18 protein-coding genes are annotated in these 19,378 nt (G+C 68.0%); 12 read left to right on the top strand and 6 right to left on the bottom strand.

The window, feature by feature from the left end:
• The first annotated feature begins 11 nt into the window (after window positions 1-11).
• The 3 genes from ACTX90_RS08895 to holA are packed head-to-tail and all read left to right on the top strand — an operon-like array spanning window position 12 to window position 4,038.
• Window positions 12-731 carry a ComEA family DNA-binding protein gene (locus tag ACTX90_RS08895; protein ID WP_120989419.1) on the top strand — a complete coding sequence of 240 codons (720 nt, stop codon included), beginning with the start codon at window positions 12-14 and terminating at the stop codon, window positions 729-731.
• A 10-nt stretch (window positions 732-741) separates the two neighbouring features.
• Window positions 742-3,012, top strand: a complete 2,271-nt coding sequence (locus ACTX90_RS08890; protein ID WP_443443922.1) for a ComEC/Rec2 family competence protein — start codon at window positions 742-744, stop codon at window positions 3,010-3,012.
• Window positions 3,013-3,045: 33 nt separating this feature from the next.
• Entirely contained in the window at window positions 3,046-4,038 is a 993-nt protein-coding gene (gene holA / locus ACTX90_RS08885; protein WP_443443920.1) for a DNA polymerase III subunit delta, read from the top strand.
• Window positions 4,039-4,197: 159 nt separating this feature from the next.
• On the opposite strand, the gene rpsT is transcribed toward holA, so the two are convergent.
• Window positions 4,198-4,458 (bottom strand): 30S ribosomal protein S20, encoded by a 261-nt coding sequence (gene rpsT / locus ACTX90_RS08880; RefSeq protein ID WP_047119152.1) that lies wholly within the window; start codon window positions 4,456-4,458, stop codon window positions 4,198-4,200.
• 169 nt (window positions 4,459-4,627) lie between these two features.
• Entirely contained in the window at window positions 4,628-5,218 is a 591-nt protein-coding gene (locus tag ACTX90_RS08875) for a type II toxin-antitoxin system PemK/MazF family toxin (RefSeq protein ID WP_443443917.1), read from the bottom strand.
• 110 nt (window positions 5,219-5,328) lie between these two features.
• On the opposite strand from ACTX90_RS08875, the gene lepA reads away from it, so the two are divergent.
• Both lepA and hemW read left to right on the top strand, forming a co-directional pair.
• Window positions 5,329-7,173 (top strand): translation elongation factor 4, encoded by a 1,845-nt coding sequence (gene lepA / locus ACTX90_RS08870; RefSeq protein WP_047119150.1) that lies wholly within the window; start codon window positions 5,329-5,331, stop codon window positions 7,171-7,173.
• A 4-nt stretch (window positions 7,174-7,177) separates the two neighbouring features.
• Complete coding sequence (gene hemW, locus ACTX90_RS08865) at window positions 7,178-8,407, top strand: radical SAM family heme chaperone HemW (protein WP_113606264.1); 1,230 nt, start codon at window positions 7,178-7,180, stop codon at window positions 8,405-8,407.
• 29 nt (window positions 8,408-8,436) lie between these two features.
• Here the strand turns inward: hemW and ACTX90_RS08860 are convergent, their stop codons facing one another.
• Together ACTX90_RS08860 and ACTX90_RS08855 are read right to left on the bottom strand one after the other, a co-directional pair.
• Window positions 8,437-8,784 carry a DUF4870 domain-containing protein gene (locus ACTX90_RS08860; RefSeq protein WP_231735948.1) on the bottom strand — a complete coding sequence of 116 codons (348 nt, stop codon included), beginning with the start codon at window positions 8,782-8,784 and terminating at the stop codon, window positions 8,437-8,439.
• Window positions 8,785-8,929: 145 nt separating this feature from the next.
• Window positions 8,930-9,799, bottom strand: coding sequence for a DUF3097 domain-containing protein (locus tag ACTX90_RS08855; RefSeq protein ID WP_443443916.1), 870 nt, complete (start codon window positions 9,797-9,799; stop codon window positions 8,930-8,932).
• Between the two features lie 127 nt (window positions 9,800-9,926).
• On the opposite strand from ACTX90_RS08855, the gene hrcA reads away from it, so the two are divergent.
• The 3 genes from hrcA to ACTX90_RS08840 all read left to right on the top strand — a co-directional run bounded on the left by hrcA (window position 9,927) and on the right by ACTX90_RS08840 (window position 12,905).
• Entirely contained in the window at window positions 9,927-10,940 is a 1,014-nt protein-coding gene (gene hrcA / locus ACTX90_RS08850; RefSeq protein ID WP_443443914.1) for a heat-inducible transcriptional repressor HrcA, read from the top strand.
• A 66-nt stretch (window positions 10,941-11,006) separates the two neighbouring features.
• Window positions 11,007-12,128 (top strand): molecular chaperone DnaJ, encoded by a 1,122-nt coding sequence (dnaJ, locus tag ACTX90_RS08845; protein WP_053798093.1) that lies wholly within the window; start codon window positions 11,007-11,009, stop codon window positions 12,126-12,128.
• A gap of 3 nt (window positions 12,129-12,131) precedes the next feature.
• Window positions 12,132-12,905 (top strand): 16S rRNA (uracil(1498)-N(3))-methyltransferase, encoded by a 774-nt coding sequence (locus tag ACTX90_RS08840; protein ID WP_443443912.1) that lies wholly within the window; start codon window positions 12,132-12,134, stop codon window positions 12,903-12,905.
• 81 nt (window positions 12,906-12,986) lie between these two features.
• Here ACTX90_RS08840 and ACTX90_RS08835 read toward each other — a convergent pair whose 3' ends face one another.
• A complete protein-coding gene (locus ACTX90_RS08835) occupies window positions 12,987-13,913 on the bottom strand; it encodes a GerMN domain-containing protein (RefSeq protein WP_443443910.1) in 927 nt (308 codons plus the stop codon).
• A 302-nt stretch (window positions 13,914-14,215) separates the two neighbouring features.
• On the opposite strand from ACTX90_RS08835, the gene ACTX90_RS08830 reads away from it, so the two are divergent.
• The 4 genes from ACTX90_RS08830 to era are packed head-to-tail and all read left to right on the top strand — an operon-like array spanning window position 14,216 to window position 17,976.
• Window positions 14,216-15,244, top strand: a complete 1,029-nt coding sequence (locus ACTX90_RS08830; protein ID WP_443443908.1) for a PhoH family protein — start codon at window positions 14,216-14,218, stop codon at window positions 15,242-15,244.
• An 11-nt stretch (window positions 15,245-15,255) separates the two neighbouring features.
• Window positions 15,256-15,729, top strand: a complete 474-nt coding sequence (ybeY, locus tag ACTX90_RS08825; protein WP_047119142.1) for an rRNA maturation RNase YbeY — start codon at window positions 15,256-15,258, stop codon at window positions 15,727-15,729.
• 5 nt (window positions 15,730-15,734) lie between these two features.
• A complete protein-coding gene (locus ACTX90_RS08820) occupies window positions 15,735-17,024 on the top strand; it encodes a hemolysin family protein (RefSeq protein ID WP_047119141.1) in 1,290 nt (429 codons plus the stop codon).
• On the top strand, window positions 17,014-17,976 hold the full coding sequence (gene era, locus ACTX90_RS08815; RefSeq protein ID WP_047119140.1) for a GTPase Era: 963 nt from the start codon (window positions 17,014-17,016) through the stop codon (window positions 17,974-17,976). Before ACTX90_RS08820 ends, era begins: the two co-directional genes overlap by 11 nt.
• Before the next feature lie 82 nt (window positions 17,977-18,058).
• Here era and ACTX90_RS08810 read toward each other — a convergent pair whose 3' ends face one another.
• Window positions 18,059-19,330 carry an FAD-dependent monooxygenase gene (locus ACTX90_RS08810; protein WP_443443905.1) on the bottom strand — a complete coding sequence of 424 codons (1,272 nt, stop codon included), beginning with the start codon at window positions 19,328-19,330 and terminating at the stop codon, window positions 18,059-18,061.
• Window positions 19,331-19,378 lie beyond the last annotated feature (48 nt).

The following is a 19,378-nucleotide window of genomic DNA, read 5'->3' as shown; positions in this document are numbered from 1 at the left end:
GACTGGGGTCCATGGGGCGCCATGACTTCTTCAGCAGGTACGCGCCACGTGCCTCGCGGCTGCGTTTTGCCGTGAGCCGCGTGGCGGTGCTCGTGCTGGTGCTGGTGGTGCTGGCCTGGATCGGGCTATCCATCCTGCTGGCCCCGCCGCCGACCACCACGCAGCTTGAGACCGTGCCGCTGGTCTCCGACCCCTCGCCGCCGCCCGGCGCCGCAACGCCGAGCACGGCGGCTGCTGGCGCCCTGCCTTCGGGCACCGCCGCGCCGGGGAACTCCGAGGGCGCGGTGACCGTGCACGTGGTGGGTGCGGTGAAGAAGCCCGGGGTGTACACCCTGCCCGCCGGGGCGCGCATCGTCGACGCGCTGGAGGCGGCCGGCGGCATGCGGCGCACCGCCCGCCCCGAACTGCTGAATCTCGCCGCCCGGCTGGCCGACGGCCAGCAGATCGTGCTGCCCGGCAGCGCGGACGCCCAGGCCGCCCCGCCCTCCGCCGCCGGCTCCAGCGCTCCGGTGGATGGCACGGACGGCGGCGCCGCCGGCGGGAAAATCTCGCTGAACAGCGCCGACGCGCAGCAGCTGCAGGAATTGCCGGGGATCGGGCCCGCGCTGGCCCAACGCATCATCGACTTCCGCGAAGCCCATGGGCCGTTCGCCTCCGTGGAGGAGCTGGACGCGGTCTCCGGCATCGGCCCGGCGGTGCTGGGCAACCTGCGCGAGCTGGTGCAGCCATGAGGTGCTTGTAGTGCGCACCGACTTCCGCGGGCTGTGGCTGCTTGCCGGGGCCTGGCTCGCCGCGCTGCTGCAGCCCCCGGGGTGGGCGGTGCTGGCCCTGCTGGGCGCCTTCGCCGGGCTGTTCGCGCTGCTGCTGCGCGCCCGGCACGACGCGCCGCATGCGGCCCCGTGGTTCACCGGCCCGCTGGTGCTGCTGCTCGGCGCGCTGGCGGTGCTCGGCACGAACCTCGGCGCCGCCGAATGCACCCTGCCCGAACCAGGGGACCAGCAGCGCCGCATCACCGCGCACTTCGAGGACCCGCCGCGGCCCGCCGACGGCGGCGGGGTCGCCGGCGCCGCCCTGCTGACCGGCTACCAGCACCGCGGGCACTGGCAGCGGTGCCCGATCCCGATCCACCTGGCCCTGGCCGCCCCGCTGCCGGGCCACGCGCGGGAGTTCACCGTGATCGCCTCGCTGCAGCCGGCGCAGGACTCCGGCAGCTTCACCTGGTGGGCCCGGGCCGACAGCGAGCCGAAGGTCACCAGCTGGCAGCTGCCCACCCCCGCCTCGAATCTCAAGGAGCGCTTCGCCGCGCAGCTGGTCGGGCTGCCGCCGAACGCCAGGGCGCTGCTGCCTGGCATGCTCTACGGGGACCGCTCCGGGCAGGACCAGGCCCTGGGCGAGGCGATGAAGGGCAGCGGGCTGAGCCACCTGACAGCGGTCAGCGGGTCGAACATCGCCCTGGTCGGCTCGATGCTGATGGTGCTGCTGCGGCTGTTCGCCGTGCCCCGGGTGCTGGCCGGGGTGCTGATGGCTGCCGGGCTGGGGCTGTTCGTCGCCTTCGTGGGGCCCGATCCCAGCGTGCTGCGCGCCGGCCTGATGGGCGCGATCGCGGTGTTCTCGCTGCTCTCCGGGCGCGGCCAGGGCTCGCTGGGCATCCTGGGGCTCAGCGCCGCCGTGCTGCTGCTCGTGGACCGATCGCTGGCCGCCGAGCCGGCGTTCGCGTTGTCGGTGCTTGCCACCGCCGGCATCATCATGCTTGCCCCGCCGCTGGCCGAACTGGCAGCACGCATCCTGCCCGCGCTGCTGGCCGAACCCACGGCCATCTGCGTCGCAGCCCAGTTCACCTGCCTGCCGGTGGTGATCGCGCTGAACGCCGACTTCAGCCTCTACTCGCTGCCGGCGAACCTGCTCGCGGCCCCGCTGCTGCCGGTGATCACGGCGCTCGGGGTGGCCGCGCTGCTGCTGTGCACCGTGATTCCCGGCGCAGCGCACGTCCTGGCCTGGCTGATCGGCTGGCCGGTCGAGGCGATCGGGCAGCTCGCCCACCTGGCAGTGCGGCTTCCCGGGGCCAGCCGCCCGTGGCCCGAGGGGCTGCCGGGCATCGTCATCGCTGCGGGCATCGCGGTGGTCTTCTGCGTGCTGCTCATCGCCGGCAGCCAGACCGAGCGGCTGCGCGTGCGCCTCACCTGCCTGGCGCTGCTCGGGGTGCTGGCGGTGTTCCTGGCCGCGCTGGTGCTGCCGGCGACGCTGTTCTGGAAGCCCCCGCTGCACGATCCGTGGACCATCGCCATGTGCGACGTCGGGCAGGGCGACGCGCTGGTGGTCCGCGACGGCGAATCCTCCGGCTGGCTCATCGACGCCGGGCCGCCGGGCGGCGGGGTCTCCGGCTGCCTGCGTCAGCTGGGCATCACCACGCTGAGCAAGGTGTTCATGACCCACCAGGACGCCGACCACTTCGGCGGCGTGCCGGAGCTGGAGTCCTCGGGCATCACGCTGGGGGAGCGCCTGGTCTCCGCCGGCTTCCCCGAGGCGCTCTGGCAGCCGCACCGGGTGCTGGTTCCGGGGGACACCGGGCAGGGGCACGGCGTGTCCTACCGGGTCATCGGGCCGGATCCCGCCCTGGTGCCGGGGGCCGAGCCGAACGACATCTCGCTGGTGCTGCGCTTGAGCTTCACCCGCGGGGACCGGCAGATCGACTTCCTCACCGCCGGGGACATGCAGGAGCAGGCCATGCACCGGCTGCTCGCCGCCAGCCCGCAGGGGAACGCGACGATCCTCAAGGCCTCGCACCACGGCGCCCGCAACGGCGGGCAGGAGCTGATCGAGGCCGCCCGGCCCCGGGTGTTCCTGGTCTCGGTCGGCGCGGAGAACACCTACGGGCACCCCAACCAGGGCATCATCGACACTGCGCAGCGCCTGGGCGCCCAGGTGCTGCGCACCGACCAGCTGGGCACCGTTCTGCTCACATTGGATGCCGACGGCGTGCACGCGGCCTCGCTGGGGGCGCCGGTTCGGTAGGATCGAAGTATTGCCCCAGCACTAAGGAGTTCGATGGCACGCGCCCAGGCCAATCCCGGGATCTCTTGGCGAGACCTCACCCCGCAGCCGCTGATCCTGCTCTCCGGCTCGGAGCAGTACCTCGCCTCCCGGGCCTTCGAACTGCTGCGCGCCCAAGCCGCCTCCCGCGAGGACATCGCGCACACCCGGCTGAACGCGCAGAGCTACGAGCCCGGTGAGCTGCTGCTGGCCACCAGCGCCTCGCTGTTCTCCACCGCGAACCTGGTCGAGATCCACGACCTGGCGAGCATGAACGAGTACTTCCTGAAGGACGCGCTGGCGTACCTGAAGAGCCCGGCGCCGGAGAACGTGCTGATGATGCACCACTCGGGCGGCACCCGCGGCAAGAAGCTGCTGGACGCCATCAAGGCCGCCGGCGCGGTGATCGTGAATTGCCAGCCGGTGAAGAAGGACGCGGAGAAGATCGAGTTCGTCACCGCCGAGTTCAAGGCCGCCAAGCGTCGCATCACCAACGACGCGGTCAAGGCCCTGGTCGCCGCGGTCGGCAATTCGCTGGCCGAGCTCGGCTCCAGCTGCTCGCAGCTGATCCAGGACACCACCGGCACCATCGACCAGGACGTGGTCGACAAGTACTACGGCGGCCGCGTGGAAGCCACTGCCTTCAAGGTCGCCGACGCCGCGATCGCCGGCAACGCCCAGGTTGCGCTGCGCACGCTGCGCCACGCGCTGAGCACCGGAACCGACCCGATCCCGATCGTCGCCACGCTGGCCATGAAGGTGCGCCAGCTGGCCAAGGTGCTGGGCGTGAATGAACCCGCCGCAGTGCTGGCTTCCCAGCTGGGCATGGCCCCGTGGCAGGTGCAGCAGGCGCAGCAGCAGGCCCGCGGCTGGAAGCGCTCGGATCTGGCGGCCTGCGTGGAGACGATCGCGCAGACCGACCGCATGGTCAAGGGCGGGGGACGGTCGCCGGGCTACGCACTGGAACGCGCGATCCTGTTCATCGCGGGCAAGGCCCCGCGCCACTAGCCTGAACCCACCAAGGCGCTGCCAGAAACTGGCGGCGCCTTCGTCGTAGTCCGGCTGAACAGCTGCAGCGGCTGCAGGTTGCCCGGAGTGCAGCACACAGAGGGCAAAACAAAACCCCCGGAACCGAAGTTCCGGGGGAGTTGCAAAGTCTAGCTGCGCTTAGAGGGCGTTAACCTTCTTGGCCAGGGCCGACTTGCGGTTAGCGGCGTTGTTCTTGTGCAGAACACCCTTGCTAACAGCCTTGTCCAGCTTCTTGCCGGCCAGACGCAGTGCGTCGGTTGCCTTGTCCTTGTCACCGGCAACCACAGCTTCGTTCACGCTGCGGATAACGGTCTTGACCTCGGAGCGGACAGCTACGTTACGCAGGCGTGCCTTCTCGTTGGTGAGGATGCGCTTCTTCTGGGACTTGATGTTTGCCACTTAATAAACTCTCTCGTTTATCGTCTTATACGGTCGGTAGAGGGTTCATCCTTCAGGCCATCGACTGAGCGGTGTGGGGCACCTATGGCGACCCGAAGGGGGCGTGTCGCCCAACCTGCGCGACACACAAGAGTTAACTCTAGCAGAACGGGCCCCCAACGGCGACCGCTCAGCGGCGGTTGTTTAGGACCTTCACCACATTGCGGAAGCGGTCCTCGTCGAGGATTGCGCCTTCGCGCCGCACCGCGTCCTGGGACAGCCGGATGATGCGGTCGAGCTTCACCTCGCTGGGGCGCCGTTCGCGATCCCAGGAGCCGGTGCCGATGTCCAGGTAGTTCGGGTTGTGGTGCTGCGAGTTGTTCTTGTCCTTGCTGGTGAGCATCAGGCCCAGCAGCCATCCGCCCTCGCGCCCGATGACCAGCACCGGCCGGTCCTTGCCCTGGGAGTGGTCCTCCTCGTAGGGAACCCAGCCCCAGACGATCTCTCCCGGGTCTGCATCCCCGTCCATGCTGGGGTTGTACTCGTAGCGGACGGTTCCGGTGAAGTCCCCGGGGTACTCCGTGCTGGTGCCCGCCGCCGGGGCGGGTCGATGGCTGTGGTTGGTGGGTCGAGCGCTTTGCGCGGCGGGACGATGGGAGGTCGAGGCGCCGCTTCGCTGCGGCTTGGCACCGCCCGATTTGGTGCTCTTGGTGCTGGAGGAACTCAGTTCCTTGACCGCGCGGAGGATGAAGTCGAATATCTTCTGTGCATTCAAAGCCATGCACCACAAACTATCAGTGCGCGCCGCGGGGAATATGTCCTCACCCGCAAATCATGACAGAATAGGCGTAATTCAATCATGTCTGCTCATTGCTAGTGAGGTCTGTTTAGGTGTCTCCATTGGCCCGCACCGCTCCGGTGCCTGCCGCGACCGATCCGTCGCTTATCCGTAACTTCTGCATCATCGCGCATATCGACCATGGCAAGTCCACCCTGGCCGACCGCATGCTGCAGCTGACCGGCGTGGTTTCTGCGCGCGAAATGAAAGCGCAGTACCTGGACCGCATGGATATCGAGCGCGAGCGCGGCATCACCATCAAGTCCCAGGCGGTTCGCATGCCATGGGAGGCCGACGGCACGGCCTACGCCCTGAACATGATCGACACCCCGGGCCACGTGGACTTCACCTACGAGGTGTCCCGCTCGCTGGCCGCCTGCGAAGGCGCGATCCTGCTGGTGGACGCCGCCCAGGGCATCGAAGCCCAGACGCTGGCGAACCTGTATCTGGCGATCGAGGGCGACCTGACGATCATCCCGGTGCTGAACAAGATCGATCTGCCCAACGCGCAGCCTGAGAAGTACGCGGCCGAACTGGCGAACCTGATCGGCTGCGAGCCTGAGGAAGTGCTGAAGGTCTCCGGCAAGACCGGCGAAGGCGTCGAGGCGCTGCTGGACGAAGTCATCAAGCAGCTGCCTGCCCCGGTCGGCGAGGCCGACGCCCCGGCCCGCGCGATGATCTTCGACTCGGTCTACGACACCTACCGCGGCGTGGTCACCTACGTTCGCGTGGTCGACGGCAAGCTGGAACCGCGCGAGCGCATCCAGATGATGTCCACCGGCACCACCCACGAACTGCTGGAAATCGGTGTCTCCTCCCCGAATCCGATCCCGTCCAAGGGCCTGGGAGTGGGCGAGGTGGGCTACCTGATCACCGGCGTGAAGGACGTGCGCCAGTCGAAGGTCGGCGATACCGTCACCAACTCGCTGAAGCCCGCCACCGATTCCCTGGGCGGCTACGAAGAGCCCAAGCCGATGGTGTTCTCCGGCCTGTACCCGCTGGACGGCACCGACTACCCGGCGCTGCGCGACGCGTTGGACAAGCTGCAGCTGAACGACGCCGCGCTGATCTACGAACCGGAAACCTCCGTGGCCCTGGGCTTCGGCTTCCGTGTGGGCTTTCTGGGCCTGCTGCACCTGGAAATCACCCGCCAGCGCCTTGAAAGCGAATTCAACCTCGACCTGATTTCCACCGCCCCGAACGTGGTGTACGAGGTCATGGGCGAGGACAAGCAGCTGATCACGGTGACCAACCCCTCGGAATTCCCGGACGGGAAGATCCTCGAGGTGCACGAGCCGATGGTCGCCGCGACCATCCTGGCCCCGAGCGAGTTCATCGGCGCCGTCATGGAGTTGTGCCAGTCCCGCCGCGGCACCATGCGCGGCATGGACTACCTCTCCGAGGACCGCGTGGAAATGCGCTACCACCTGCCGCTGGCCGAGATCGTGTTCGACTTCTTCGACCAGCTCAAGTCCCGCACCCGCGGCTACGCCTCGCTGGACTGGAAGGCCGACGGCGAGCAGGTCGCGGACCTGGTCAAGGTCGACATCCTGCTGCAGGGCGATACGGTCGACGCGTTCTCCGCGATCACCCACCGCGACAAGGCCTACAGCTACGGCACCATGATGACCTCGAAGCTGCGCGAGCTGATCCCGCGCCAGCAGTTCGAGGTGCCGATCCAGGCCGCGATCGGTTCGCGCATCATCGCCCGCGAGAACATCCGCGCGATCCGCAAGGACGTGCTTGCCAAGTGCTACGGCGGCGACATCAGCCGCAAGCGCAAGCTGCTGGAAAAGCAGAAAGAAGGCAAGAAGCGCATGAAGATGGTTGGCCGCGTGGAGGTCCCGCAGGAGGCGTTCATCGCCGCGCTGTCCACCGATGAGCCGAAGAAGAAGTAGCTAGATGCCCTCAGTATTGCCTGACGGCGATCCGGCTCCGGCCGATGGTCTGCTCCCCGCAGCGTGCGCGCACGGTGCGGCGGAGCGGACCATGTCCTTTTATGTCCACATTCCGTTCTGCACGGTGCGCTGCGGCTACTGCGATTTCAACACGTATACCGCAACCGAGCTGGGCAATGGCTCCAGCCAGGCCACCTACGCTGCCACGGTGGGCCAGGAGATCGGCTTCGCCCGCGGCGTGCTTGACCGTTCCGGGGTACCGCACCGCGAAATCGACACGGTCTTCTTCGGCGGCGGCACCCCGACCCTGCTGCCCGCCTCGGACCTGGTTTCGGTGCTCGGCCGGATCCGCGACGAGTTCGGCATCAAGCCCGGCGCTGAAATCACCACCGAAGCCAACCCGGACTCGGTGAGCCGCGAAAGCCTGCGTCAGCTGGCCGACGGCGGGTTCACGCGCGTGTCCTTCGGCATGCAGTCAGCCGTGCCGCATGTGCTGAAGGTGCTCGAGCGCACCCATGACCCGGCGCGCGTGCCGCAGGCCGTGGCCTGGGCCCGCGAAGCAGGGCTGGATGTCAGCGTCGATCTGATCTACGGCACCCCGGGGGAGTCGCTGGCGGATTGGCGTACCAGCATCGAGGCCGCGCTGAGCTACGAGCCGGACCATATCTCCGCTTATGCGCTGATCATCGAGGACGGCACCAAGCTGGCCGCGCAGATCCGCCGCGGCGAGGTTCCGGACATTGACGACGACGACCACGCGGAGAAGTACCAGCTGGCCGATCAGCTGTTCGAGGCCGCCGGCCTGCAGTGGTACGAGGTGAGCAACTGGGCGCGCGGCGAAGGGCATGCCTGCCGCCACAACATCGCCTACTGGCAGGGCGGGGACTGGTGGGGCGCAGGCCCCGGCGCGCACTCGCATGTCGGCGGGCTGCGCTGGTGGAACGTCAAGCACCCGGCCGCCTACCAGCAGCGCATCGACGGCGGCATCTCGCCCGGACACGGCCGCGAGTTCCCCGACGCGCAGGCAGTTCAGCTCGAACGCACCATGCTGCTCACCCGGCTCAGCTCCGGCATGCAGATCAGCGAACTGGAATCCGCCGGCCGCACCAAGGTCGCCGGGTTGATCGCCGACGAGCTGATCGATGCCAAGGCAGCGTTCGCCGGACGCATCGTGCTAACGCAAAGAGGCCGGCTCCTGGCCGACCTCGTGGTGCGTGAGCTGCTGGATTTCTAGGACGTTCGCAAGCGCTGGCGTCCCTGCCGCTACTTCATCAACCGCAGGTTGATCGGGTAGCGGTAGGGGCGTCCCTTGTTTGCCTGGATCGCGGCATACGCGCCCATCAGGGTCATGAAGACCCACAGGCACACGGCGATGACCGCGAAGAGCCAGCCGATGCCCGGCAGCAGGTTCAGGATGTTCAGCACGATCGCCAGAATGGTCAGCGGGAAGGTGAAGTTGAACGCTTCCTTGGATTCCTGGGCGGTGAAGGGGCCGCGGTCGCGGTAGACGGCGAAGATGATGGCCGAGGGAATGCAGCCGAGGATCGCGCCGAAATGCGCCATCATGGCCCACTGGCGGTCTTCCGACGGGGAGAGCGGCAGCGCGGACACGTTTGATCCCTCGAAACGCGAATTCTCAGATGATGGTACCTGGCGAGATGTCACGGAAATGTCCTTGTCTTACGGTGCGGCTTCTCCACCATGATATCGAGCTTCCGCTGACGCCCCGCCCAATGGCACCCTGAAAGTCCAAATCTTAGTCAATTGTTAGGAAACCGTAATCTTCCGTGGTAAGGAAATCGATTAGTTCCTCAACTTTACCCAATAGCGCCGGTTCCAGCTGTCCGTAGTGCTTGACCGTGGACAGGATCCGCTGCCAGCCGATGCCGATATCCTCGGCGGTTGCATGCGGCCAGCCGAAGGCGCGCAGCACGCCGGTTTTCCAGTCGGTCCCGCGGGGGATGACCGGCCAGGCCTTGATGCCCAGCGTGTCCGGCTTGATCGCCTGCCAGACATCCACGTACGGGTGGCCGAGGATCAGCACGTTGCCCGCAGCCCCGGGGACCTTCATGGCCTCGGCGACGATGCGCTCTTCCTTGGTTCCGGAAATCAGGTGGTCGACCAGGATGCCCAGGCGGCGGGTCGGCGAGGGGTTGAATTGGCGGATGGCCCCGGCCAGGTCGTCGACGCCATGCAGCGGTTCGACGACGATGCCCTCCACGCGCAGGTCGTGGCCCCAGACCTTCTCGACCAGTTCCGCGTCGTGCTTGCCTTCGACCCAGATGCGGCTGGCGCGGGCGGTACGGGCCTTGAGGTCTGCCACCGCGCGCGAGCCGGAGGCGGAGATCATGGTGCTCGGCGCCTTGGCCTTCGCGACAGGTTCGACGATCTCCACCGGTTCGCCCTCCAGCAGGAAGCCGAAGCCGGCCTGGAAGGAACGGGTCTTGCGGTGGCGGTCCTCCAGCACGATCACGCGCATGCCGCCGGACTTCTCGGTCTTGACGACCTCGCCGACCCAGCCGGAGACCGCATCTTCCAGGATTATGCCGCGTTCAACGGGCACCTGGCGGAGTTTTTTGGGTGCCGGAGCACTCAGGTCTTGCGGTCCCCAGGAGAAATTGGACACGGACTGCCTTTCGCTGTGATCGAATACGCTCGAAATCCAATGCTAGCAACTGCCGAAGGTATTAGACTTGGCACTTGACAGGTTAGAGTGCCAATTGTGCGGGCGTGGTTTCCCGGGAGGTGTTTTCGTGAGCGAAGTACGACGTCTTGACGTGTTGCGCGCCATCGTGGAGGACTATGTCCAGTCCCGCGAGCCCGTAGGTTCCAAGGCGCTGCGCGAACGGCACAACCTCGGGGTCAGCGCCGCCACCATCCGCAATGACATGGCCCTGCTCGAAGAGGAGGGCTTGATCGCCGCCCCGCACACCTCCTCGGGGCGCATCCCCACGGAGAAGGGCTACCGCCGCTTCGTGGACGAGATCGGCGAGCTCAAGCCGCTGTCGCGCGCCGAGCGCGAGGCGATCAACAAGATCCTGGACAGCTCGCAGGACCTCGACGAGATGCTGCACAGCACCGTGCGCCTGCTGGCCCGGCTGACCAACCAGGTTGCCATGATCCAGGTGCCGCACTACGACACCGCGGAGCTGCGCAACCTCGACCTGGTGGGCTTGGGCTCGGGCCAGGTGCTGATGGTGATGATCGCCTCCAACGGCACCGTGGACCAGCGCATGATCGCGGTGACCCGGCCGTACTCGGACGAGGAGCTGGACAACCTCAAGCAGTGGCTGCTGACTTCCTTCGGCGGCCACCGGCTGGCGGACCTCGTCGGCCCGCTGAGCAACGAGGCAGTGGTTCCGGCGCAGCACGAGACGCCGCTGGTGGGCAGCGTGCTGCGGTCGCTGGAGGAAATGGCGCAGGCGGCGAACGTGCAGCGCATCGTCATGGCCGGCACCGCGAACCTGGCCCGCGTCGAGGGGGACTTCCCGCTGAGCATCACTCCGGTGCTCGAGGCGCTGGAGGAGCAGGTGGTGCTGCTGAAGCTGTTCTCCGAACTGGAGGCGGATTCGCGCGGCCTGGCCGTGGCCATCGGCACCGAGAACCACTACGGGCAGCTGACCGACGCGGCGGTCATCGCCACCACCTACAGCAACGACCAGCGCAGCAAGCTCGGCGTGCTCGGCCCGACCAGGATGAACTATTCCTCCTCCATGGCCTCGGTGCGCGCGGTGGCCCGCTACCTGTCGAAGATTTTGGCGAACTAGCCCCGCGGCCGGTTCGCAGCACAACTTGAGAAGTGAAATTTTAAAGGAAAGGACACGGCGAAGATCGTGAGCTCGCATTACGAGACCCTGGGTGTCGCCAAGGACGCGACCCCGCAGGAAATCAAAAGCGCCTACCGCAAGCTGGCGCGCAAACTCCACCCGGACGTGAATCCCAGCGAGGACGCGGCCGAGCAGTTCAAGCTGGTCACCCGCGCCTACGAGGTTCTTTCCGACGAGAAGAAGCGCGCCAACTACGACGCCACGGGCGACGAGAACGGCAACGGCCAGCCGGGCTTCGGCGGGGGCGCCGGATTCGGCGGCTTCGGCGACATCTTCGAGCAGTTCTTCGGCGGCGGCCAGGCGCAGGGGCCGATGTCCCGCACCCAGCCGGGCCGCGACGCGCTGATCACCATCACCATCGACCTGGAAGACGCCGTCAAGGGAACCGTCTACCCGCTGGAGATGGAAACCGCCGTCACCTGCAAGACCTGCCACGGCGACGGCACCCGCGAGGGCACCAGCCCGGTCACCTGCACCATCTGCCACGGCGCTGGCCAGGTCCAGCGCCCGGTGCGCTCCTTCCTGGGCCAGATGATGACGGTGGAAACCTGCGCCGCCTGCCACGGCTTCGGCACCACCATCCCGGATCCCTGCATCGAGTGCAACGGCGAGGGCCGCGTGCGCGAACACGTCTCCAAATCGCTGAACGTGCCGGCCGGCGTGGATTCGGGCACCCGCATCCAGCTGCGCGGCCAGGGCGAGGCAGGCCCGGGCGGCGGTCCGAACGGCAACCTGTTCGTCGAGGTCGACGTGCGCCGCCACAAGGTGTTCGAGCGCTCCGGCAACGACCTGCACGCCAAGATGACCATCCCGATGACCGCCGCGGCGCTGGGCTGCGAGCTGAAGCTGGAGACCTTCGACGGCGAGCAGACCCTGAACGTGGAGCCGGGGGCCCAGGACGGGGACACCCTGACCCTGCCGGCCCTGGGTGTGCCGCGCCTGCGCGGCGGCAAGCGCGGGGACATCATCGTGCACCTGCAGGTGGAGACCCCGACCAAGCTGGACGCCGCCCAGCGCGAGCTGCTCGAGCAGCTGGCCACGCTGCGCGGCGAAGAGCTGAGCGCCGGACGCGTCGAGCATTCAGGCGGCATGTTCTCGCGCCTGCGGGACAAGCTGAACCAGCGCTAGGCCATGAGCAACCACAGTTTCGTGATCGACCCGCAGCAGGGGGCCGAGGCCCGCGTGGGCGACACCCTGGCGCTGACCGGGCCGGAGGCGCACCACGCGGTGGCGGTCAAACGCACCCAGGCCGGCGAGCAGCTGGACCTGCTCGACGGCACCGGGCTGCGCCTGGTGGTCGAGGTGGCAGCCGCCTCCAAGGAGCTGCTCACGGTGACCGTGCTTGAACGGCTGCAGGAGCAGCCCCCGGAGCATCCAGCCACGCTCATCCAGGCGCTGTCCAAGGGGGACCGCGACCTGCAGGCCGTGGAATCCGCCGTGGAGCTGGGCGTCTTCACCGTCCGCCCATGGCAGGCCGAGCGCTCGATCGTGCGCTGGAACGCGGCGAAGGCGGACAAGGCGCTTGCCAAGTGGCGCGCCCAGGTGCGCTCGGCGCAGAAGCAGTCCCGGCGCAGCTTCGAACCCGAGGTGAAGGAGCTGGTCTCCAGCAAGTCGCTGGCCGCGGCGATTTCCGCGCACGCGGCCGCCGGCGACCTGGTGCTGGTGCTGCACGAGCAGGCGCGGGATTCGGTGGCCCAAGCCGTGTCCGGCTGGCTGCCCGAGGCGGCGCCGGGTACCGGCGTGGTGCTGGTCGTCGGCCCCGAGGGCGGCATCAGCGATGCAGAGCTCGACACGTTCGTGGCCGCCGGAGCGCATCCGGCGCTGCTCGGACGCCATGTGCTGCGCGCCTCCACCGCCGGCCCTGCCGCGCTGGTCCTGGTGCGCCACCTGCTCGGCGAGCTCTAGCCGGATTAATCAGCGGATGCCGCGAACCCCGAGGGGTTTGCGGCATTCGCTGTTTATTCGGTGGTGGGCGGGCGCCGGCGCTCAGCGCACGGTGAACTCGGAGCTGGTCTCGCCGACCTTGGCCTTGCTGCCGGCTTCCTCGCCCCAGACGCTCAGCGCGTAGCTGCCGGCGGGCAGCCGGGTGGTCAGCGTGAAGGATCCGTCGGGCTCCACGCTCTCGTCGTTGATCCGGTTGGCGGCGGTAATGACCTTGGACTGGCCGTCGGCGGCCTTGGCCTGCAGGGAGTAGAAGGTGCCGCCGTCGAAGCTGGAGGTGCGGCCGTGGAACTTCACGGCGCCCGCCGCGGTGGTGGTGCCGAACTGCGGGTCGATGATCCAGATCGGGGCCATGTACTTCGCGTCGCGCTGGTAGACGTCCTGCAGGCGGTATCCGCCGAAGACGGTGGCGTTCTGCTTCCCGTCGACCAGGATGCGCACGCTGGCGGGGGTGTCGCCGACCAGGATGCCCGCGTTGGAGGCCGCGGCGGTCGCGGTGAACACCAGCTGCTGGATGGCGCGCTCGGACAGGCCCTCGTCGAGCGTGGCGCTGAAGACCTTGGCCGGAAGGTCCAGCGTGATCAGGTTCTGGTTGTCGATGGAGACCCCGACGTCGTCGGTGGACTTCAGGTGCGTGTACCAGGCCGGGTCGGCCGACTTCCCGGCGAGCAGGTAGGCGATCGCGTCGCCGATCGGCTCCTGGTGGCGGGTGTCGGTGGCGTATTCGCGGTAGAGGTAGACCCCCGAGTCGGTGTTCTCCAGCCAGTAGACCGGCATCTTCTGCCCGGGGAAAGCCTGTTCCATCGAATCGGTGGCCTGCGGGACACCCTGCGCCGCGGCGGCGGAGTTTGCAGGCATCTCGAAGCTGTCGTCGCGCGCGGCAAGTCCGCAGCCGACCACCAGGGCCACCGCTGCGATGACGCCGGTCGCCGCGAAACGTCGCGGGATTCGGCGCTTGTACCACTGCTGCACGTTGGGACCAGTCCATCTGTTCTGCGGGGATTCTTGGGCGCCCGGAACGAGAACGTGGTTCCGCGCGCTCATATAGCGTGACACATCAAGGTGTGCGATGAGGCCGAAATTCGCCAAACCTACCAATCCGTAACCAAATCTATACCTTTGCGACCTGCTCGGATTAGATTCATTTCATACTAGTTTCAGAATTTTCAGCGCTCGGCGGAGCGCTACGTATCGCGTTGGGAGCCGGGGACTAGCTAGACTGGACTTGCGCAAGTTTTTTATTTTCCGAGCTCAAAAGGGGCACGAAGCACTGCATGCAGGTTGAACAGAACCAGAGGCAATCCGAGACCGGGCCGGCGACGCTGGCCATCACGTTCGAGACTCCCGAGCTGATGATCGCAACCCTGGGCCCGAACGACGAGTTGCTGCGCATCCTCACCGGCGCCTACCCGGACGTGCAGTTCCGCCCCAACGGGTCGACCCTGAGCCTCCTGGGCGATCCGGTCCAGGTGCGCAAGGCGCAGCGGGTGACCGAGGAAGCCAGGTCGCTGGCGCAGCGCGGCTCGCGGATGAGCGCGGAAACCATCGAGCAGATCATCAAGATGCTCAGCGCCGGGAACCGGGACGCCCCCACCGACGTGCTGGGGCTGAAGATCCTCTCCGGCCGCGGGCGCTCCATCCGGCCCAAGACGGTGAACCAGAAATCCTACGTGGATGCCATCGAGGACTCCACGGTGACCTTCGGCATCGGCCCGGCAGGCACCGGCAAGACCTTCCTGGCCATGGCCATGGCCGTCGCGGCGCTGCAGGACAAGCAGGTCAACCGCATCATCCTGACCCGTCCGGCGGTCGAGGCGGGGGAGAAGCTGGGTTTCCTGCCCGGCACCCTGAGCGAGAAGATCGACCCCTACCTGCGTCCGCTCTACGATGCGCTGCACGACATGGTGGATCCGGATTCGATCCCGCGGCTACTGGAGGCGGGCACCATCGAGGTCGCCCCGCTGGCCTACATGCGCGGGCGCACCCTGAACGACGCCTTCGTCATCCTCGACGAGGCGCAGAACACCACCAGCGAGCAGATGAAGATGTTCCTGACCCGCCTGGGCTTCGGCTCCAAGATGGTGGTCACCGGGGACGTCACCCAGGTCGACCTGCCGGGCAACGCGGTCTCCGGGCTGCGCATGGCCAGCGAGGTGCTGGAGGGCATCGAGGACATCTCGATCTGCCGGCTGGACGCCAGCGACGTGGTGCGCCACCGGCTGATCGCTGACATCGTCTCCGCCTACGACCGCTGGGACGACGACCGCCGCAACGGCCACCAACGGCCGCGACATACGAAGTGAGCAGCGAAGCAATGAGCATTGAAGTCAACAACGAAACCGAGTTCGACGTCGATTTGGCCGACGTGAACAAGCTGGCGCAGTCGGTGATGAGCGCCATGTACCTGCACCCGGAGACCGAGGTGTCCATCGTCTTCCTGGATGAGGACGCGATGAGCGCGCTGCATGTGGAGTGGATGGACCTGGAGGGCCCCACCGACGTGATGAGCTTCCCGATGGACGAGCTGCGCCCCGGGCGCGAGCACGCCCCCTCGGAGGCGGGGATTTTGGGCGACATCGTGATCTGCCCGAGCGTCGCGCAGGCGCAGGCCGAAGCCGGCGGGCACAGCACCCATGACGAGATCCTGCTGCTGGCCACGCACGGCCTGCTGCACCTGATGGGCTTCGACCACATGGAGCCCGAGGAGAAGGAAGAGATGTTCTCCCTGCAGCGCCGCCTGCTGGAGTCCTACACCGGGCGCCCGGCGCCGAAGGAAACGGTGGAATAACCGCCGTGGGTATACTCCTGCTGATTCTCGCCGTCGTCTTCATCGCCTGCTCGGCGGTGCTCACGGCCGCGGACTCGGCCTTCTACGCACTTTCCCGCCACGCCGCCGAACGGCTGCGGGCGGATTCCGAATCCAAGGCGCTCAGCGCCATCCTGGACGACACCGAATCCCACGCCCAGGCCATCAAGTTCTGGCGCGTCTGGTTCGAGACCGCCTCCGCGGTGTCCGTGGCGCTGCTGGTGTCCACCCGGGTCCAGAACATCTGGCTCGCCGGGCTGATCGCCACGATCGCCATGGCCGCCCTGGGCTTCGTGCTGGTGAGCATGTCGCCGCGGCGCTACGGCCGCTCCAACGCGCAGCGCGTGGTGCAGGCCACCGCCCCGATGGTCCGCCTGCTGCGCCGCGCCCTGGGCCCGGTGGCGAACTGGCTGGCGAACATCGCCAAGGCGCTGAGCCCCGGAGGCACCGACGAGGACGGCTACCTGGGCAAGGAGCGCCTGCGCGACCTGGTGGACCGGGCCAGCGAGGGCGAGGACCTGGACGAGGAATCCGCGGAGCTGATCTCCGGGGTCATCGACCTGGAGGAAACCAACGTGCGCGCGGTCATGGTGCCGCGCACCGACATGGTGGTGCTGGATTCCGACCACACCTTCCACAGCGCGCTGGACCTGTTCATGGCCTCGGGCTACTCGCGCATCCCGCTGATCGGCGAGGACTCCGACGATATCCGCGGCATCATCTACCTCAAGGACCTGATCGGGGAGATCCACGGCCTGCAGCAGGCCAAGGACCTGCTCGAGCTGGCCCGCCCGGTGCGCTTCGTGCCGGAGTCCAAGTCCGCCGCGGAGCTGCTGCAGGAGCTGCAGCAGGAGTCCATCCACTTCGCGATCGTGGTCGACGAGTACGGCGGCACCGCCGGGCTGGTCACCCTGGAGGACCTGATCGAGGAGATCGTCGGCGAGATCGACGACGAATACGACCGCAGCCGCACCGAGCTTGTGGAAAACCCGGACGGCTCGCTGTTCGCGGTGGCCAGCGCCTCCATCGACGACGTGGCAGACCATTTTGACCTGCTCATCGACGAGGAGGACGTGGACACCGTGGGCGGGCTGCTGTCCAAGGCGCTGGAGTCCGTGCCCGTGCTCGGCTCCACCGCGGATGTGAACGGCCTGCGCCTGACCGTGGTCGCCCTGGCGGGGCGCCGCAACCGCATCGGCAAGATCCATGTAGAGCGTCTGGCCAAGGACGCTTTAGACCATATCGAGAACGACGAGGAATCCTCTGATGAGCGATAACCACACCCCGCGCGCCCTGGGCGAATGGCCCGAGGGCTTCCGCTCCGGCTTCACGTCCTTCGTGGGCCGCCCGAACGCTGGCAAGTCCACCCTGACCAACGCCCTGGTGGGCCAGAAGGTGGCGATCACCTCCGCGAAGCCGCAGACCACCCGCCACACCATCCGCGGCATCGTGCACCGCGAGGATGCACAGCTGGTGCTTGTCGACACCCCGGGGCTGCACCGCCCGCGCACGCTGCTGGGCCAGCGCCTGAACGACCTGGTCGCCGAGACCCTCTCCGAGGTGGACGCGATCGGCTTCTGCCTGCCAGCCAACGAGAAGATCGGCCCCGGCGACCGCTTCATCGCCACCCAGCTGGCGCAGCTGCAGCGCAAGCCGATCGTCGCGATCGTGACCAAGGCCGACCTGGTGGACCGCGAGGCGCTGGCCGCGCAGCTGATCGCCGTGACCGAGCTGGGCAACCAGAACTTCGGCCCGAACGGCTTCGCCGCGATCGTCCCGGTCTCCGCGGTCAAGGAGTTCCAGGTGCAGGAGGTTGCCGACGTGCTCGTGCAGCAGATGCCGGCCGGCCCGCCGCTGTACCCGGACGGCGAGCTGACCGACGAGCCCGAGGCGAAGATGATCGCCGAGCTGGTCCGCGAGGCGGCGCTGGAAGGCGTGCGCGACGAGCTGCCGCACTCGCTGGCAGTGGTCGTGGAGGAGATGGTTCCGCGCGAGGGCCGCAGCGAGAACAACCCGCTGGTGGACATCCACGTCTCGCTGTACGTGGAGCGCTCCAGCCAGAAGGCCATCGTGATCGGCCGCGGCGGCTCCCGGCTGCGCGAGGTCGGCACCAACGCCCGCAAGGGCATCGAGAAGCTGCTGGGCACCAAGGTGTACCTTGACCTGCACGTGAAAGTCGCCAAGGACTGGCAGCGCGACCCCAAGCAGCTCGGCCGCCTGGGCTTCTAGCCCGCAGCGCCTCACCGGCATCCGCCGCCGGGATACGGCTTCCCGGCGGCGGATGCCGCGCTTAACGCCCGCAGGGGCACTACTACTTGGCCAGCGTCGCCACGATGCGCCGGGCGATGAGCCGGTCGATCGGCGGTACGTTCGAACCGCGGACCACCCACCGGCGCAGCAGCAGCCCGGCGCGGGTCGCGGGCAGGAAGCTTGCCGCGGCCCGCCGGCCCGTGGCCTGCGCGGTGCGCACCGTCACCTGCCAGCGGGCGGAGAAGCCGGCCAGCGCCGCGGGGATCCACTCCGGGTCCTCCAGGTGCTCTAGCGAGGCCGCGAGTTCCGCGGCGCCCGCCACCGCGAGCGATCCGCCCTGGCCGGCCAGCAGCGACACCGCGCCGCCGGCATCACCCAGCAGCACCGTGTTCCCGCGCGACAGCCGCGGCATCACCACTTGCGCCACCACGTCGTCGTAGGGCTCTTCCGGGCACAATTCCAGCAGCCTGTCCACAGCTGCCCCCAGCCCGGTGAAGTGCCTGCGCAGCCGGTCGCGGGCGTTCTGCGGGTCCCCGGGCAGCGCCCGGTACACCAGCAGGCAGGCCACGCGCCCGTCGTGCAGCCCGTAGTAGCCGGCGGTGCGACCGACGCTGTCGGTGAGCACGAAGCGGTTTCGGGCTCCCGCGTTGATCCCCGGTTCGTCCACGATGTACGCCGCGGCGCGCAGACCCAAATCCCGAAGGCAACCGGAGTCGGGACCGAATACCGCACCGCGCACCGCCGAATGCAGCCCGTCCGCGCCGATCAGCAGGTCGGCGTCGAACCATCGGGTTTCGCCATGCCGGTCCTTGGCCGCGACCGCGACCGAGCGCGGCTGCTGCGCGACGCGCGATGCCCGGTGCCCGTAGTGCAGGCGGACGCTGCCCGCTGGGGCGTCGCCGAGCGCGCGCAGCGCCGCGTTTTCCATGTCCGGCCGCAACAGGCTGAGCACGTTGCCGCCCGCCAGCTGGGAGAACCGTGCGTAGTCCAGGCGAGCGGTTTCCCGGCCTTCGTGATCGACATAGGCCGCGGCCTCGATCCGATAGGCCGCCTGGGCCAGATACGGGTAGATCCCGATGCGCTCGGCGGCTTGCACCCCGGGACCGAAGAAGTCCATCATGTATCCCTCCGGCCTCGGCTCTGGCGCGCGCTCCAGCACGTCCACTGACCAGCCGGCCAGGCCCAGTTGCCGGGCCGCGACCAGCCCGGCGATTCCCGCTCCCACGATGAGCGCCCGCATGCGACACCTGCCTTCCGCGACCCTGGCGATGGTCCCATTCTTCGCCCGCCGCTGCCTCCGTGTCCAGCGTCCTCCGAGTCCACAATGTGACACAAACGCGCAACAGTTTCAGTGCGGGCCACGGGCCGGTGTTATGCTCAA

This window comes from Glutamicibacter soli (assembly GCF_052322135.1).
Lineage (GTDB): Bacteria > Actinomycetota > Actinomycetes > Actinomycetales > Micrococcaceae > Glutamicibacter > Glutamicibacter soli.
This window is presented reverse-complemented; position numbering and strand designations above follow the sequence as displayed.